Raw genomic sequence first — 17,523 nt, forward strand, 5'->3', positions numbered from 1 at the left:
GGATACACACTGTTTGACCATTTGAGGAGGAGGGATTTTATTGAAAGTGAAGTTTCGTAAAACCGCCGTCTATCGTTTCATGAGTCTTTTGGTGATTGGTACTTTAACGATGACAAGCTTTGGGATGGTTCAAGCAAAATCGACTTCTACCTCATATCAGGAGGAAGCCGTTTCCTCTAAGACAACAAAAGCCAAGATTTCTTCGAGATTAAAGAAGCAGTTTCAAAAGGAAGATAAGGTGACCTTCTTAGTCAAAATGAAGGAACAAACGAATGTACAAAAAGTAGCAAAAGAAGCTGTATCAAAAGCAAAAAAACAAAAATTAACTGCGGCTAAAACGCAGTACACAAAAAGATCAGCCGTTGTATCTGAGCTGAGAGCAACATCTGATGAAACGCAGCAAGCGCTCCTAGCGTATTTACAAAAGGAAAAAAAGAATAAGCAAGTGAAAGATATTCATTCCTACTATATTGTGAATGGTCTAGCTGTGACGGCAACAAAAGAAGTGATGGAAAAGGTTGCTTCTTTTCCAGAAGTAGCTCAAGTGCTGCCGAATGAAACTCGTCAACTTCATCGTCCTGTTGATTTGAAGCATGCTAAGCCAAACAAACAAATCAAAGCAGTAGATGGAGTCGAATGGAATATTGCTCAGGTGCATGCACCAGAAGCGTGGGATTTAGGCTATGACGGGACCGGAACCGTTGTGGCAAGTATTGATACAGGTGTCGAATGGGATCATCCTGCGCTAAAAGAAAAATACCGCGGGTTTGATCCTGCTCGTCCGAACGAACCATCTCATGAACTGAATTGGTATGATGCCACGACAGGCTCTGAAGTCCCTTATGATGACTTGGAGCACGGGACCCATGTGACAGGCACAATGGTTGGTTCTGAGCCAGATGGAAAGAATCAAATTGGGGTCGCACCGGGAGCAGAATGGATTGCAGTGAAAGCTTTTTCAGAAGATGGCGGTACAGATGCTGATCTGTTAGATGCCGGTGAGTGGATTTTAGCACCGAAAGATCATAACGGAAATCCTCACCCAGAAAAGGCACCTGATGTTGTGAATAATTCGTGGGGCGGTGGGCCAGGTCTTGATGATTGGTATAAAGATGTAGTGAATGCTTGGAGAGCAGCAGACATCTTTCCAGAATTTTCAGCCGGTAATACCGATTTATTCAATCCAGGCGGTGCGGGTTCGATTGCAAATCCTGCTAACTATCAAGAAGCCTTTGCTACAGGCGCAACAGATCATGACAACAAGTTAGGGTCTTTCTCCCTTCAGGGTCCTTCTCCATATGGCGTAATGAAACCAGATATTGCTGCTCCGGGAGTAAACATTCGTTCTTCGATCCCGGGAAAAGGATATGAGGATGGGTGGAATGGTACATCGATGGCAGGTCCGCATGTCTCAGCTGTTGTTCTTCTTCTTCGCCAAGTGCAATCAGACCTTTCTGTTGATGAAATTCAGCAAATTCTCATTGAGACAGCGAAACCACTGACAGATCAGCAATTTCCTGAATCCCCTAACAACGGCTATGGGGCAGGGTTAGTGGATGCAAGAGAGGCGATTACTGCTTTAACCAATGGAATCGGTACGATTGAAGGCCAGGTGACAAAAGAGGGAGAAGATACAGAACCACCTGTTTTTTCACATAAAGGTCCGAATGAAATTTTTGCTGCAACGCCAACCCCATTGACCATCACTGCAGAAGATGGGATAGCAGTGACAAATGTTTCTTTGACTTACCGAGTAGATCAAGGTGAATGGGAGACGTTGCAAGCCAACCGCACGGATGGAAATCATTTGAAAGGAACCTATACGGTGCAGCTCCCTGAACTTGAGGGGGAAAACGTGACGTACCGATGGATTGTGAAAGATTTTGGAGAAAATGAAGCGGCATCAGATTCTTATACACTTCCAATTAAAACATCCATCACCACTGGCTACTCACAAGATTTTGAAGCATGGCCAAGTGGATGGTTCAGTGGTGGAACAAAAGATCCGTGGCAGTGGGGAAAACCGTCCACAGGTCCAAAACAAGCATTTAGCGGGGAACATGTCTATGCCACCAATTTAGACAGTCCTTATGAAAATAAAACGGACGCCAATTTGTCTATGCCGCTCATTGCTGTACCAGATTCAGGTTCTTCCTACCTGCAATATCAATACTGGCATGATCTCGAAGCCAATTATGATTATGTGCATGTCTATGTACAGCCAGAGGGTGAAGACGCCGTTCAAGTGACAGCTTATACGGGGAAAACAAATGCGTGGACAGCAGGCGAAGTTGATTTATCTGCTTATAAAGGGCAAAAAGTGAGAGTCCTGTTTCAGATAAGAACAGATGGCAGTGTCACAAAAGATGGCTTTTATTTAGATGATGTGAAAATCACAGATGAGGCTTTGTCTCAACAAGCTAAGAACCAGCTAGGTGTGATCAAAAAAGAAAAATCCACAAGCCAGAATAAGAAATCAGTTGATCCAAAAAAGGCAAAGCCTGCTAAAGTAAAAAATAAACATGTACAACTTCAAAAGCAAAACAGTCATGATGCTCCGTCTATTCAAGCTCTTCCAATGAAAGCGCAAATCAGTGTTCTAGAAAGCGGAAAATCAACTTCCACCGATGAAGCGACAGGGAAATATCAGCTGTCTCAAGGAGCAGGAGAATGGACAGTGAAAGCGGAAGCTTACGGCTTTGAATCACGGTCCCAAAAAGTCAAAGTGGCATCAAAAGAAACAGCAGAAGCGAATTTCTCCTTACAGCCGCTAGAGAAACGAACGATCTCCGGCACGGTCGTCAATGAAACAACTGGTGAAAAGGTGAAGAATGCAACTGTTTATCTTGTGGAGGACGCAAAAATTGAGCCGGTGAAAACAGATGAATCCGGTGAATTTTCTCTAGAGGCATTAAGCGGTGTCTATACAGTCAAAATTTTTGCAAAGGGGTTTAAAGGCTATACGTTTACAGCGGATGTGACGGAAAAGCCACTTGAAAAGTCAGTGAAACTTGAGCCTTTTATCGGTTTTCCGGGAGAGATTGGCTACGATGATGGAACGGCTGAAAATGCACGGGCTTTCTACGATCCTGGCAATGGCTGGGCTGTAAAGTTTTCATTAGAAAAAGGAAAGAAACAAGCACAAGTGACAGGTGGTCTTTTCCGGTTTTGGACATCAGAATGGCCAGCTCCTGGAGGCGATGAATTTGCTGTTGAAGTATATGATGCTTCTGGGAAGGGTGGCGCACCAGGTGAGAAAATCGCAGGACCTTTAAAAGCAAATGCGCTGCGTAATGGTGAATGGACAAAAGTAGATTTAGAAGATCAAGCCATTACAGTGGATGGAGATTTCTATCTTGTTTATATTCAAACGAAAAAGAATACCGAATCTCCGGGACTTGCCACAGATGAAGATGGCCCTAATGCTGAAAGAAGCTGGCAGCTGACGAGCGGTGCTTTTTCTCCTTCTCCGAAAGAAGAGGGGAATTATATGATTCGTGCGCTCGTAAACTATGAAGCAGATGTACCAGAAATCACTTCTCCAAAGGAAGGAACCATTACAAATCAAGGTGAATTGACGATTGAAGGCACAGCCTCTCCGGGTCTCGATGTGGCCATTTATCAGAATGATGAAGAGGTGGCCAACGTCAAATCAGATGAGTCGGGTACTTTCAAAGAAAATGTATCTGTTCCAAGTGGAGAGCATGTCTTCACGGCGGCGACTGTAACGGATAAAGGCTCAACAAAACATTCCAAGCCAGTCAAGGTGATCATCGATCAAACAGCACCGACGTTGACCATTGATACACCGAAAAAAGGCGACAAGTCTAATAGAGAATCACTCACGGTGGAAGGGAAAGTAGCGGATGATTATCTAGATCAAGTCACAGTCAATGGAAAAAAAGCGACCGTAAAGGATGGGGCATATTCTGCAAGGGTGCTGCTTGAGAACGGGAAAAATACAATCAAAGTGACAGCAAAAGATGCAGCTGGAAACAAAACGACTAAAAAGGTCGACATCGATGTTCAATATGATGCACCTGTCATTTCTGAATTAACGCCAAAAGACAATATGAATCTATCATCAGGTGAATCGGTTAAGATTTCATTTAAAAGCAGGGAAAAGCTAGATGCCACCTTTGTTCTTCATATGCCGCTAACAAATGCTAGATCAAAACTTCAAAACACAACCGAACTGCCGATTCGTGAAGTAGCACCGGGAACATATGAAGGCTACTGGACGGCGACATCTATTGCAAAAGCAAAAGGTGTAGTGATTGAAGTCATTGTCAAAGATGATTATGGAAATGTCACAAGACAGAAGGCAGAAGGAACACTCACCATCAATGAGAAAGAATGACAGCGAAAAAGACACGACTCTTCGGAGCGTGTCTTTTTTTGTGCAATGGGTAGAGGAGACACTTGTCCAACAAATCATTCGGATGTTCTTTCTGTCTCATACGTCGACAAAAACGATAACAATCCACCAAAAGTTCTCTATCATCCCCTACAAGAATTGACAGACTTCCATCCGATGACTGTTTTATACTGGTACAAACAAGTGCAAGTACTGCTTTTGATTCTTTGTTTCAGATGAAAGGAGCAGAAGGTGGTCATTTATTTAGATGTCATTTGGCTGTTAAACTTTTGTTTTGATCTATTGCTGCTCTTACTCACGGCATTTATTCTCAAACGACAAGTGAAAAAAAGGCGATATATGTTAGGAGCTCTCATTGGATCGAGCATTGTTCTCTTGCTCTTTACGCCATTTGCAATGATTGTGTCGCATCCTTTAGGTAAACTGCTTTTTTCTGTCTTGATCGTGCTTGGAACCTTTGGCTTTCAAAGATTTCGTTCCTTTTTTCAAAACCTGTTTGCTTTTTACTTTGTCACATTTTTGATGGGAGGGGGCATGATCGGGGTTCATTCGTTTTTGCAGACAAATACAGTCATTCAAGATGGACTGCTTATTTCACAAAATGATGGATTTGGTGATCCCATTAGCTGGCTTTTTGTTCTCACTGGCTTTCCGGCCATTTGGCTGTTTTCAAAGAAACGATTAGGAGAGGTTGGTGCGAAAAAAAGACAATATGACGAACAAGTACTTGTGGAGATACACATTCAAGGAGAAACAATCCGCTTAAATGGTCTGGTCGATTCTGGAAATCAGCTGTATGATCCATTGACGAAAACACCTGTCATGATCGTCCAGCTCGATCAGCTCACATCTATTTTCGGAGAGCCATTTATAGAAAAAATGAAACAGTTTCATCCTGTTGAAGTGATGCAAAAGCTTGATGACCATTTTCCGCTGCTTGATCGTTTAAGACTCGTTCCGTATCGCGCAGTCGGTCATGATCACGGGTTTCTACTATGCTTTAAACCAGATACGGTCGTCCTTTATACAAAAACGCATATGATCCAGCCAGCGAAGTGTTTTGTTGGGATGAGTCTAAGTGGATTATCAGCAGATCAGGAATTTCAATCCATCATTCATCCAGAGATGTTAGACGGAAAAATGATACAAGGGGTGTCGTAGTTTTTTTGTGATGTCTTTTATCTTACGAAGTCAACTGGACATTTAGAAGGGAGAAGAAGATGAAAAAATTAAAATTTAAACTCACTTACTACTGGTATAAACTCCTCATGAAGCTAGGGCTAAAGAGTGATGAGATTTATTATATTGGTGGAAGTGAGGCACTGCCTCCGCCATTATCAAAGGATGAAGAACAAGAATTGCTCGTTAAATTACCTAAAGGTGATCAAACAGCAAGAGCCATTTTGATCGAAAGAAACTTGCGATTGGTCGTTTATATCGCAAGAAAATTTGAAAACACAGGCATTAATATTGAGGATTTGATTAGTATCGGAACGATAGGCCTCATAAAGGCAGTAAATACGTTTAATCCAGAAAAAAAGATCAAACTGGCCACATATGCGTCTAGATGTATTGAAAATGAAATTTTGATGTATTTACGCCGAAATAATAAAATTCGTTCAGAAGTATCGTTTGATGAACCGCTTAACATCGATTGGGACGGCAATGAATTGCTTTTATCAGATGTACTTGGGACAGATGATGATATTATCACCCGGGATATTGAAGCAAATGTCGATAAAAAATTACTGAAAAAAGCGTTAGAACAATTAAACGATCGTGAAAAACAGATCATGGAACTGAGATTCGGTTTAGTTGGCGGTGAAGAAAAGACCCAAAAAGATGTTGCCGACATGCTTGGTATTTCTCAGTCCTATATTTCAAGGCTCGAAAAAAGAATTATTAAACGATTGCAAAAAGAATTTAATAAGATGGTCTAAAAAAAAATTTTTGAAAGCTTTATCCCTGTACTGTCAAAGGGATCACCATTTTTTCACATATTTCTCGTCATAGACCGTGCATATTTTTCCATCCCACGGAGATACTGAACTTTGTACAACAGCTCCTGTAGGGAGGGAAAAAAGTGTCCAGAAATAAAGTGGAAATCTGCGGAGTCGACACCTCCAAACTGCCTGTTCTGAAAAACGACGAGATGAGAAAATTATTCAGACAGCTGCAAGATGAAGGTGATGATACAGCAAGAGAAAAGCTAGTCAATGGCAATTTGCGGTTGGTTTTAAGTGTGATTCAGCGTTTTAACAACAGAGGCGAGTATGTTGATGATCTCTTCCAAGTAGGCTGTATCGGATTAATGAAATCAATTGATAATTTTGATTTAAGCCACAATGTCAGATTTTCAACTTATGCGGTCCCTATGATCATAGGAGAAATCCGTCGATACTTGCGCGATAACAACCCCATCCGGGTGTCTCGTTCACTAAGAGATATTGCCTATAAGGCGCTTCAAGTCCGTGAGAGACTGATTAGTGAGACAAGCAAGGAACCAACGGCAGAAGACATTGCCAAAGTGTTAGAAGTCCCTCATGAGGAAATTGTTTTTGCCCTAGATGCCATTCAAGATCCTGTTTCTTTGTTTGAACCGATTTATAATGACGGAGGAGATCCGATTTATGTGATGGATCAAATTAGTGATGAACGGAACAAAGATACACAATGGGTAGAAGAATTGGCCTTAAAAGAGGGAATGCGCAGATTGAATGATCGAGAAAAAATGATTCTTCGTAAACGCTTTTTCCAAGGCAAAACACAAATGGAAGTGGCAGAAGAAATCGGCATTTCTCAAGCACAAGTATCAAGGCTTGAAAAAGCAGCAATCAAACAAATGAATAAAAATATTTTTTAAAGCCGCCGCTGATGTGCGGCTTTTTTCATTCTTTTTAGAGAACCCATCTGTAGTATTGACTCTGTTATTTTTTTCATTTAATCTGTTTTTAACAAATGTTATTTAAAATATCATTTGTGAGGGAATAGAGAAGCGGAAAGAAGGGTTATTATGACATTCCATGATGAAAGAAGGCTGCTCATTAAGGTTGCGCATATGTACTATGAAGAAGGCGCCACTCAATCTAAAATTGCAGAAGCTGTTGGGGTTAGCCGTTCGCTCATATCGAAATATTTGGCAAAAGCACGTGAAGCAGGAATCGTGGAAATCATTATTCATGATGAAGTAAATCAACAATATGGTTCGTTAGAAAGAAAAATAGAGCGAAAATATGGGCTGCGAGAAGTCGTGTGTGTGGAATCTCTCAGTCAAGAAACAACAAAAAGTCGAATAGGAGCTGCGGCTGCGGGCTTTTTATTAAAAGTCATGAAGGATGGACAAGTCATCGGTTTTTCATCAGGGACAACCTTGCATGAAATGGCGAAAGCGCTTACGTCTGTTCAGCATTTTCCATCTGTGACATTTGTTCCGCTTGTCGGAGGCGTCGGAAATGAAGATGTTGATATTCATGCCAACTATATTATTGGAAGATGCTCAGAAGCACTCAAATCCAAATGTGAGTTTTTACATGTGCCTGTCATGCTTGATACGAAAGAAGCGAAAGATGTACTCATTAGACAGCCGTCGATCAAAAAAGTCATTGAATTAGGAGAATCATCAAATATCGCGGTCGTAGGAATAGGTGGGGTTCCGCAACATTCAACGATGGTGAAATCCTATATGACAAGTGGTGAGGAAGATATCCTGCAAGCGAAAGATGTCGCGGGTGACATTTGTTATAACTTTATTGATCATAAAGGTGAAGTGTATCCGCATCCGTGGAACGACCGGGTGATGGGGATCAGTCCTCTAAAACTGAAAGAGATCCCACTTGTGATTGGTGTCGCTGGAGGAGAAGAAAAAATTGAAGCGATCAGGGCAGCGTTAGAAGGTGGATTAATTCATGTGTTAATTACAGATGAACAAACCGGAGATGCCCTATTAAAGTAACTACCTAAGCCGATTAGGTAGTTTTTTTGAGTCTTTAGACTCAAAAAGATTGAGAATTTTATCGATTTTATCTTGACACAAAGTTGACACATCATATAAACTAAGTTCATAACAAATGATAAATAAAATAACAAATGTTACAGTAAACAGATTTTTGTTAATTTTTATAACATTTGTTAAAAGTTTCAGATTATTTTTCTAGCAATCTATTGTGAAGCAAGAAAACCTGAAAGGATGATTTAGATGTCAATTTATCAACAATTGTTAGCACGAGAACGCAGCGGAGATCCAATCAAAGTTGGGATTATCGGGGCAGGTCAAATGGGGTTTGGACTCATTTCACAAATTTCTAAAATTCCAGGCATGATTGTCGCAGGTGTTTGTGATATTCATCTTAGTGCAGCTGAGAAAGCAGCGAATTTTTACAAGCAACATGCGAAACCACATCAAATGGTCGTCACAAATGATTACAGAGAAGTGATTCAATCAGATTCTGTGGAAGTCGTTGTGGATGCAACAGGTGTTCCAGAGGTCGGAGCAAACATTTCTTTGGAAGCGCTTAATTCAAAAAAACATCTCGTTCTTTTAAATGTAGAAGTCGATATTACGATCGGCTTGGTCATGCATAAATTATTCACGAATGCAGGACTTGTTTACTCTGGATCAGCTGGAGATGAACCAGCAGCAACGCTAGAACTATACGAATTTGCAAAAACAATGGGGCTTGAAGTATTGGTTGCTGGGAAAGGTAAGAACAACCCATTCTTCCCAGAAGCAAACCCAGATACGTGTAAAGCTGAAGCAGATAGTAAACATATGAGTGCCCACATGCTGGCAGCATTCCAAGACGGAACAAAAACGATGGCAGAAATGAACCTATTAAGTAATGCAACAGGACTTTTGCCTGATAAAGTCGGCATGCATGGAGTAGAAGCGAATTTAGAAAATGTAGCAGATAAATTAAATCAAAAACAGCAAGGCGGCGTACTGGATAACTTCGGAGTCGTTGAATATGTAAACGGACTTGCACCAGGTGTCTTTGTCATCGTCAAGAGTGAGCTTGAGCCAGTAGATGAAGAACTTCGCTACTTAAAAGTTGGAAAAGGTCCTCACTACACACTGTATCGTCCTTTCCACTTAGCAAGTCTTGAAACACCAGTGACGATCGCAAAAGCAGTCTTACAACACGATTCTTCAATCCATCCAATTGGTGTACCAGTATCAGAAACTGTCGCTGTGGCGAAAAGAGATATTAAAGCAGGAGAAACACTTGATGGTATTGGCGGATACTCCGTAAGAGGTGTACTTGAAACACATCAAGACATGAAAGCGAACGGCCACATCCCAATTGGCTTAATCAGCGGAAAAGTGGTAGCGAAAAAAGATATCAAATTGGGGCAATTCCTATCTCATGATGATGTAGAACTTGATGCAAGCACAACGGTCTGGAAGCTGCGTTCATTACAAGATCACTTATTTCAATCATAAGGACGTGAGGCTATGGAAAAATTAGCAATCGTACTTTGTATCATTTTGATTGTGCAGTATGGTTTATCGTTTATTCAAATCAAGTACTACCGCAAGAGCATGGATTCACTGATTGACGACTATAAAGGGAAACAAGGCTATCACTTGTTTTCAGGAATGGAGCGGCGCAAATTTGGTCCTGGAGCCATTGCGCTCATCATTGTCGATGAATCATACATCATTCAAAAGTGTCATGTGCTGGGTGGCGTCTCGATTTTGTCTAAATTTAAGGAACTGCCTTCCTATGAAGGAAAACATGTGGGGGCTGTGCTTGATGAGCATCACATGATGAAACAAACATTGAAAAAGCGCAAAAGGGGACCAGCTGTCATGCAAGCACTCTCCATGGCAGCGGAGCAGGCGCTTGTCTCGATTTCTAAAAAAAATATAACAAATGTGAACTAAGAAAGGGGAGATGAAACATGGAATGGATTCAATGGTTTGGAGAGCACTTTATCGGGATGTTTGAAGCCGGCGGAAAGCAGTTCATGGGTCTTGTGACAGGTATCGTTCCAACGCTTGTTGTGTTACTTACTTTCACTTATGCTGTCATGAAGTTTATTGGAGAAGAGCGAGTGAATAGAGCGATTCAGTTTGCAGCGAAATATACCATTTTGCGCTATACGTTAATGCCGATCTTATCCGTTCTTATTTTGACAAACCCAATGGCTTATACGTTTGGCCGCTTCTTACCTGAAAAACAAAAACCAGCATTCTATGATTCAGCTGTTTCATTTGTTCATCCGGTGACATCACTGTTCCCGTATGCCAACGCAGGAGAACTGTTTGTCTACTTAGGAATTGCGAACGGGATTAAAGAAGCTGGATACTCTATGTCAGAGCTGGCTGTTCGTTACTTCTTAGTCGGGATCGTTGTCATTTTACTTCGCGGAATCATTACGGAATGGATCACAAAGTACTTAGCAGGAAAAATGAAAGCGAATTCACAATAGGGGAGGGTTAGACATGACAAACCACAAAGTATTTGTTGCAAAAGGTGCTGGCGGATGGGGAAAAGGATTAGAGCTTGAACCAACCGGTAAAAGAAGAAAGGTCGTTTCCATTACAGGAGGAGGCATTCACCCAGTTGCACGTAAAATTGCAGAAATGACAGGAACAGAAGCATGTGATGGCTTTAAAAATTCTATACCAGAAGATGAAATGATGTGTGTTGTCATTGACTGCGGAGGAACAGCGCGAATCGGACTTTATCCAATGAAACGCATTCCAACTGTCGATGTGCTGGCATCCTCTCCTTCTGGACCGCTTGCAAAACACATTACAGAGGATATCTTCGTATCAGGCGTCACAGAAAAAGATATTTCCTTTGCTGAAGCATCTGATAGTGAAGGGAATGTAGAAGGTCAAGAAAGCAGCGGCCCAATTGACAAAGAGAATTTCAAAGAAACCTATTCAAAATTGAAAGAGGAAAATATCGAACGTCAAGAAAAAGGGAATTTCCTCATGAGATTCTCAAGAGGAATCGGAAAAGTAACCGGCACATTCTATCAAGCTGGTCGTGATTCTGTTGATATGCTCCTTAAAAACATTATTCCATTCATGGCCTTTGTCAGTATGTTAATTGGAATTATCAATTATACAAAAATCGGTGATCTGATTGCCCATTTCCTTTCACCTTTGGCAGGATCTTTATGGGGGCTCTTACTGCTCGTTGTTGTCTGTACCTTACCGTTCCTATCGCCTGTCTTAGGACCTGGGGCAGTCATCGCACAAGTCATCGGTGTACTGATTGGTAGTCAAATTGCACTAGGAAACATTCCGCCTCAATTTGCTCTTCCAGCACTGTTTGCGATCAACGGTCAAGTAGGGTGTGACTTTATCCCGGTTGGGCTATCACTTGGTGAAGCGAAGCCGGAAACGGTACAATATGGGGTACCAGCTGTTTTGTATAGCCGTCTCATTACAGGCGTTCTATCTGTTGTGATCGCATACGTTGCCAGCTTCGGTATGTATTAAACGTATTAAAGGAGGAATCGAGATACATGGTAACACAATCTGTCGTAAAAGAAATTGGGATCTTAGTCCCGCAGTTTAAAGAAGATAAGCTGATTGTTTTATTTGGACCAGCAGCGCCGCAGGAATTAAGAGATATGTCTGTCATTCATGAGTTTGAACACTTAGAAGAAGAGCCGCTGAAATTAGGCGGAACGATTCAAGTGGGCGACCAAACTTATACCATTACTGCTTTAGGCAATAAAGCAAATGACAACTTTAAGGAACTCGGCCATATTTCGATCTACTTCCAAGAGCCGTTTGATGATGTATTACCGGGAGCTGTCTTTGCATCCCCACATACGTTTCCTGATATTAAAGAAGGCGTACGAATTGAAATTTCGTAACCATGGAAAAAAGCTGTTCCTTATAGGGAGCAGCTTTTTTGCGTTAGGTTTACTGATTGAAACATTTGCGATATGCTGTAGACGTTATTATTTGTATATTCAGAATTTTTATTCAGGGGGAAAAGATCGTGTCGCTTGACTTGAAGGATGTTTCTTTAAAACGAAATGGAAAATGGCTGCTTCGTTCTATTGACTGGCAGGTGAAAAACCAGGAACACTGGGTGCTTTATGGTTTAAATGGTGCTGGGAAAACGGCTTTATTAAATATGCTTTGCTCATATTATTTTCCAACGTCAGGTGAGATGACGGTGTTAGGCCATGTGTTTGGCAAGGAAGCGCTTGGTGAAAAACTAAGGAAGAAAATTGGTCTCATCTCTGCTGGTCTTGAAAAGAAGCTGCACAGAGATGACAATGCATTTGAAATTGTTTTGAGCGGGGCATTTGCTTCCATCGGACTTTATGAAACACCGACAGATGAGATAAGAGAGAAGGCGATTGATTTATTAAAAACATTTGGCTCGTTTCAATATGCCAATCGCACGTATGAAACCCTGTCGCAAGGAGAGAAACAAAAAGTGCTCATCGCAAGAGCTTTAATGAATGATCCGAAGCTTCTGATCTTAGATGAACCTGTGACGGGTCTTGATTTTTTAGCAAGAGAACAGGTGCTAGAGACGATCTCATTGATTGCATCAAAACCAGATGCGCCCACATTGCTCTATACGACCCACCATGCAGAAGAGATTCTCCCGATTTTTCAGCACACCTTATTATTAAAAGAAGGTACTGTTTTTCATAAAGGGGAGACAAAGCAGATGATGACAAGTGACTTGCTTTCTTCCTTTTTTGAATGTCCAGTCGAAGTCATGTGGCAAAACGGCCGCCCTCACTTAAGTAAATTGTAGATAAGAGAAACTATTGGTCTGCTTCCCTGCTTTTCCATCATACATATTATAGTAGAAAACGAAAGGCGGGGAAGGACAGATGATCAGTATTTCTGAATTCCAAATCAAAGATGTCGTCGATGTGTCCAGCGGAAAAAAATTAGGTACTATTGGAGACATCGATATCAATGTCACGAGCGGTAAAATACAAGCGATTATCATTGGCGGTACAGGTAAAATGATGGGATTTTTCGGAAAAGAAGAGGAAATGATTGTCCCGTGGAGAAATATAGTAAAAATTGGCGAAGATGTGATACTTGTCCGTTTGTCTTCTTAATTTGTGTAAATTCCTCAACTAATAGATCAAATTTTCCTTAAAACAAGCTCTCCATTCTCAGCAATCAATGTCTTTTTCGGGTAAAAAGATTACGTTTTCATATCAATTTGAAAAAAAACCTGTAGAAAGGGCACATTTGAGTGTAATATTTAATGAATCCCACTAACTGTCTTAGCAGGTCTTGTGGTAAAATAGGAGCGATATTAAGAGAGATGAATGAAAGGTGGGAGGCAGCTTTGATAGACAAATATGACCCCTTTCAGCAGAAATCACCTTATGCAATGCTGATTCATGATTGGACGAACATGACATGTTCTGGAAAAGAGATATTGGCCGGTTTTACGACAAAAAATGGCGGCTTTAGTCTTTCTCCATATCAATCAATGAACACTGGACTCCATGTAGGAGATGATGCTTCTAGTGTCCAAATGAATCGTCAAGTCATTGCAGACGCTACTGCTGTGCCGCTCTCTAATTGGGTGTTTGCTGACCAAACACACGAGGATCGCATCATGAAAGTCACGAAGGAACAAAAGGGAAGAGGAAGTCTTCAGTATGATGAAGCACTCTCTAGAACAGATGGTTTATACACCTCTGAACCAAACATCATGCTCGCTCTTTGTTTCGCTGACTGTGTTCCGCTTTATTTTCTAGCTCCGCAATCTGGGCTGATTGGAACGGCTCATGCCGGCTGGAAAGGAACCGTCAAACAAATTGGCGCCAACATGGTTGATGCATGGGTTCGCCAAGAAGGCGCTGATGCCGATCATATACAAGTCGTCATTGGACCATCCATTGGCAGCTGCTGCTACATAGTAGATGATGTTGTCATAGATCAAGTGAAACAGCTTCCTTTTTCAACAGAGGATGTGTATTCCGAGATGTCACAAGGACAATACAAAATTGACTTAAAAACACTAAACAAAAACGTATTACTTCATGCAGGATTAAAAGAAGAAAACATACATGTCAGTTCGATGTGCACAAGTTGCAATGAGCAGCATTTCTTCTCACACCGGCGTGATCAAGGGAAAACAGGACGTATGATGTCTTTTGTCGGGTTTAAGGAGGCATAAGTGCAATTGAATGTACGAGAGAATCTCAGACAAATAAATGAACAAATAAACGAAGCATGTAAAAGAGCAGGTAGACATCCAGACGATGTATCGGTTGTCGCTGTCACAAAGTATGTCTCGATTGAACGAGCATTAGAAGCCAAGGATGCCGGAATTTTGCACTTTGGTGAAAATCGTGACCAAGGGTTACTTGAAAAACAGGCAGCCATAACCGATGAAAACATTAGCTGGCACTTCATCGGCAGTTTACAGACGCGAAAAGTGAAATCTGTCATTCAGACCATTGACTACTTACATTCGCTAGACAGAATGTCTCTTGCGAATGAAATTGAAAAAAGAGCGGATCACACGGTTCGCTGTTTTGTACAGGTGAACACATCACTTGAGGAGTCAAAACACGGCTTACAAAGCGAAGACGTGATTCCATTTGTCAAACAGCTGGCTGATTTCAAACATATTGAAATTGCTGGACTCATGACGATGGCTCCATTTACAGATGATCACACGGTGATACGAAACTGTTTTAAAACATTAAAAAGCCTTCAACAAGAGGTAAAACAACTGAACCAAGTAAATGCACCTTGTCAGCATTTATCGATGGGCATGTCAAACGATTTTGAAATCGCAATTGAAGAAGGTGCGACATTTGTTCGGATTGGCTCTTCACTTGTTGGAAATGAAACAGGAGGTGCGTGACATGAGCATAAAAAATAAGTTTAAAAGCTTCTTCACACTCGATGATGAAGAGTATGAGTACGAATATATTGATGAAGAAAGAGAACCAGCACAAGAAGAAAAAAACACAAAAGATAAAGCGGCATTTCAAGAGCGTTCTCAGGCAGGAAAACAAAATGTCGTCAGCTTGCAAAGCGTGCAAAAATCCTCTAAAGTGGTGTTAAGTGAGCCGCGTGTTTATGCAGAGGCACAGGAGATTGCAGATCATATTAAAAATCGGCGTGCAGTCGTCGTCAATTTGCAGCGCATTCAGCACGATCAAGCAAAGCGAATCATCGACTTCTTAAGCGGAACGGTTTATGCAATCGGTGGAGACATTCAGCGTATTGGCTCGAATATATTCCTCTGCACACCTGATAATGTGGATGTATCTGGCACAATATCAGAACTATTGACAGAGGAAGAACCTCAGAGGTGGTAAATCATAGTTATTCTAAATTTCATTTTTAATATTTTGGGTACGGTATTAACGATTTACTCATTCGCGATCATTATTTACATCTTTATGTCATGGGTGCCATCTGCAAGAGAAACAGCGATTGGCCGCTTCTTGACAAACATTTGCGAACCGTATTTAGAACCATTCCGTAAAATTATTCCGCCAATTGGCATGATTGACATCTCGCCGATTGTGGCATTGCTTGTGATTCGTTTCGCATCATCGTATGGACTAACTGGTCTTTATAATATGATTGTACGATTCATGTAAACAGGCTGCCGGGCTTGGCATCTGCCAGGCTCTTTTACATAAAAGGGGAACAAAATGAGCGATATTTATCAACATTTTAGAAAAGACGAACAGCCATTTGTCGACCAAGTATTAGGCTGGAAAAACATCGCACTCGAACAATATCGAATGAAATTAACAGACTTTCTTGATCCGCGTGAGCAGTTCATTACCCAGTCCGTGATTCAGCATTCTGATGAGCTGGGTCTCATGTTTTTTGGCGGGTATGAGGAAGCAGAGCGGAAAAGGGCTTTGATCTATCCTGACTATTTAGCACCGACCATGCAGGATTTTGAACTGACTTATTTTCAGGTGAACTATGCGAAAAAGTTTATTTCGATAGAACACCCCAACCTTCTCGGTTCGCTCATTGGGACAGGCCTGAAGCGTCAAAAATTCGGTGATTTGTTGTTTTCAGAGGACAACGTGCAATTTATTTGTACAAGCGATGTTGCCGATTTTGTTCGGGCTCAGCTGACGCATGTCGGCAGAGCATCTGTTTCATTAGAGGAAATCAGCAAGGCAGATCTTCAGCCAGTCATCAGCAAAACCGATATCAAAGAAGATACGATTTCTTCACTGCGGCTTGACGCTGTATGTGCTGCTGTCAGCCGTCAGTCTCGGCAAAAAGCACAGCTTTTGGTCAAAAATGGTCTTGTCAAAGTAAACTGGAAAGTCACTGAAGACCCTTCCTTTACAATTGGTGAAGGTGATCAGCTCTCTGTCAGGGGATTTGGCCGCTTTAGCTTAAAAACAATTGATGGGAAGACGAAAAAAGATAAATTCAAAGTAACATTTGAGCTTCTGACATAACGAATTTGAATCTGGAGGTGGCAAGAGTGCCATTAACACCTAATGATATTCATAATAAAACATTCACAAAAAGTTTTCGCGGCTATGACGAAGATGAAGTAAATGAGTTTTTAAGCCAAGTACGTAAAGATTACGAGATCGTACTTCGCAAAAAGAACGAGCTTGAAGACAAAGTCAACGAGCTTGATGAAAGACTAGGCCATTTTGCAACAATTGAAGAAACATTAAACAAATCCATTCTTGTGGCGCAAGAAGCAGCAGAAGACGTGAAGCGTCATTCTGATAAAGAAGCGAAATTGATCATTCGTGAAGCTGAGAAAAATGCAGACCGTATTATCAACGAAGCGTTATCAAAATCAAGAAAGATTGCAATGGAAATCGAAGAGCTCAAGAAACAGTCGAAAGTCTTTAGAACTCGTTTCCAAATGCTCATCGAAGCTCAGCTTGATCTTCTGAAAAATGATGATTGGGATCATTTGCTGGAATATGAAGTTGACGCTGTCTTTGACGAAAAAGAATAAGCGCATCACCTTGACATGACGTGCTCATGTTGCATATAATACCATCATAAATTAACAAGAGATAAACGTTTGAAAGGGACACTCGCAGCGGTTACATGCGTAATAAAGCGAATCAGGGACGGTGGAAGCCTGACATTACGAAACGCTGCAATGAGATCACCCCTTTAGTTCCTTTTCTGAAATGAATGAGTAAGAAAAGGCGTCAGATCACGT

18 protein-coding genes are annotated in these 17,523 nt (G+C 41.3%); all 18 read left to right on the forward strand.

The genetic code is table 11. The features are described from left to right. Nucleotides 1-46: 46 nt before the first annotated feature. The 18 genes from NST73_RS07720 to NST73_RS07805 all read left to right on the forward strand — a co-directional run bounded on the left by NST73_RS07720 (nucleotide 47) and on the right by NST73_RS07805 (nucleotide 17,310). Entirely contained in the window at nucleotides 47-4,360 is a 4,314-nt protein-coding gene (locus NST73_RS07720; RefSeq protein WP_342499552.1) for a S8 family serine peptidase, read from the forward strand. A 249-nt stretch (nucleotides 4,361-4,609) separates the two neighbouring features. Beyond that, nucleotides 4,610-5,539, forward strand: a complete 930-nt coding sequence (gene spoIIGA, locus NST73_RS07725) for a sigma-E processing peptidase SpoIIGA (RefSeq protein ID WP_017367198.1) — start codon at nucleotides 4,610-4,612, stop codon at nucleotides 5,537-5,539. 59 nt (nucleotides 5,540-5,598) lie between these two features. Continuing rightward, complete coding sequence (gene sigE, locus NST73_RS07730; protein ID WP_007499746.1) at nucleotides 5,599-6,318, forward strand: RNA polymerase sporulation sigma factor SigE; 720 nt, start codon at nucleotides 5,599-5,601, stop codon at nucleotides 6,316-6,318. Nucleotides 6,319-6,461: 143 nt separating this feature from the next. Next, a complete protein-coding gene (sigG, locus tag NST73_RS07735) occupies nucleotides 6,462-7,241 on the forward strand; it encodes an RNA polymerase sporulation sigma factor SigG (protein ID WP_003211879.1) in 780 nt (259 codons plus the stop codon). Nucleotides 7,242-7,391: 150 nt separating this feature from the next. Further along, nucleotides 7,392-8,330, forward strand: coding sequence for a sugar-binding transcriptional regulator (locus NST73_RS07740; protein WP_024720314.1), 939 nt, complete (start codon nucleotides 7,392-7,394; stop codon nucleotides 8,328-8,330). 243 nt (nucleotides 8,331-8,573) lie between these two features. After that, entirely contained in the window at nucleotides 8,574-9,818 is a 1,245-nt protein-coding gene (locus tag NST73_RS07745; protein WP_274660257.1) for an SAF domain-containing protein, read from the forward strand. Nucleotides 9,819-9,830: 12 nt separating this feature from the next. After that, nucleotides 9,831-10,262: a transcriptional regulator GutM gene (locus tag NST73_RS07750; RefSeq protein WP_008354650.1), complete on the forward strand. Its 432-nt coding sequence runs from the start codon at nucleotides 9,831-9,833 to the stop codon at nucleotides 10,260-10,262. Nucleotides 10,263-10,279: 17 nt separating this feature from the next. Beyond that, the gene (locus tag NST73_RS07755) at nucleotides 10,280-10,810 is read left to right on the forward strand and encodes a PTS glucitol/sorbitol transporter subunit IIC (RefSeq protein WP_003210918.1); all 531 of its coding nucleotides are present in this window, start codon (nucleotides 10,280-10,282) and stop codon (nucleotides 10,808-10,810) included. A 13-nt stretch (nucleotides 10,811-10,823) separates the two neighbouring features. Next, entirely contained in the window at nucleotides 10,824-11,834 is a 1,011-nt protein-coding gene (locus NST73_RS07760; RefSeq protein ID WP_024720315.1) for a PTS glucitol/sorbitol transporter subunit IIB, read from the forward strand. 26 nt (nucleotides 11,835-11,860) lie between these two features. After that, nucleotides 11,861-12,217, forward strand: coding sequence for a PTS glucitol/sorbitol transporter subunit IIA (locus NST73_RS07765; RefSeq protein ID WP_007499733.1), 357 nt, complete (start codon nucleotides 11,861-11,863; stop codon nucleotides 12,215-12,217). A 128-nt stretch (nucleotides 12,218-12,345) separates the two neighbouring features. After that, nucleotides 12,346-13,122, forward strand: coding sequence for an ABC transporter ATP-binding protein (locus NST73_RS07770; RefSeq protein ID WP_019743283.1), 777 nt, complete (start codon nucleotides 12,346-12,348; stop codon nucleotides 13,120-13,122). Nucleotides 13,123-13,201: 79 nt separating this feature from the next. Then, on the forward strand, nucleotides 13,202-13,438 hold the full coding sequence (locus NST73_RS07775) for a YlmC/YmxH family sporulation protein (protein ID WP_008344958.1): 237 nt from the start codon (nucleotides 13,202-13,204) through the stop codon (nucleotides 13,436-13,438). Between the two features lie 212 nt (nucleotides 13,439-13,650). After that, nucleotides 13,651-14,514 (forward strand): peptidoglycan editing factor PgeF, encoded by an 864-nt coding sequence (gene pgeF, locus NST73_RS07780; RefSeq protein WP_035700679.1) that lies wholly within the window; start codon nucleotides 13,651-13,653, stop codon nucleotides 14,512-14,514. Between the two features lie 6 nt (nucleotides 14,515-14,520). Next, nucleotides 14,521-15,210, forward strand: coding sequence for a YggS family pyridoxal phosphate-dependent enzyme (locus NST73_RS07785; protein ID WP_026050091.1), 690 nt, complete (start codon nucleotides 14,521-14,523; stop codon nucleotides 15,208-15,210). A 1-nt stretch (nucleotide 15,211) separates the two neighbouring features. Further along, entirely contained in the window at nucleotides 15,212-15,670 is a 459-nt protein-coding gene (gene sepF, locus NST73_RS07790) for a cell division protein SepF (RefSeq protein ID WP_342499501.1), read from the forward strand. A gap of 3 nt (nucleotides 15,671-15,673) precedes the next feature. Beyond that, nucleotides 15,674-15,958, forward strand: a complete 285-nt coding sequence (locus NST73_RS07795) for a YggT family protein (protein ID WP_255290858.1) — start codon at nucleotides 15,674-15,676, stop codon at nucleotides 15,956-15,958. A 54-nt stretch (nucleotides 15,959-16,012) separates the two neighbouring features. After that, the gene (locus NST73_RS07800) at nucleotides 16,013-16,789 is read left to right on the forward strand and encodes an RNA-binding protein (protein ID WP_216895060.1); all 777 of its coding nucleotides are present in this window, start codon (nucleotides 16,013-16,015) and stop codon (nucleotides 16,787-16,789) included. A gap of 26 nt (nucleotides 16,790-16,815) precedes the next feature. Then, on the forward strand, nucleotides 16,816-17,310 hold the full coding sequence (locus NST73_RS07805) for a DivIVA domain-containing protein (protein WP_008344947.1): 495 nt from the start codon (nucleotides 16,816-16,818) through the stop codon (nucleotides 17,308-17,310). Nucleotides 17,311-17,523: the final 213 nt, after the last annotated feature.

Origin of the sequence: Bacillus sp. FSL W7-1034 (assembly GCF_038593365.1) — a bacterium.
Taxonomy (GTDB): domain Bacteria; phylum Bacillota; class Bacilli; order Bacillales; family Bacillaceae; genus Bacillus; species Bacillus altitudinis.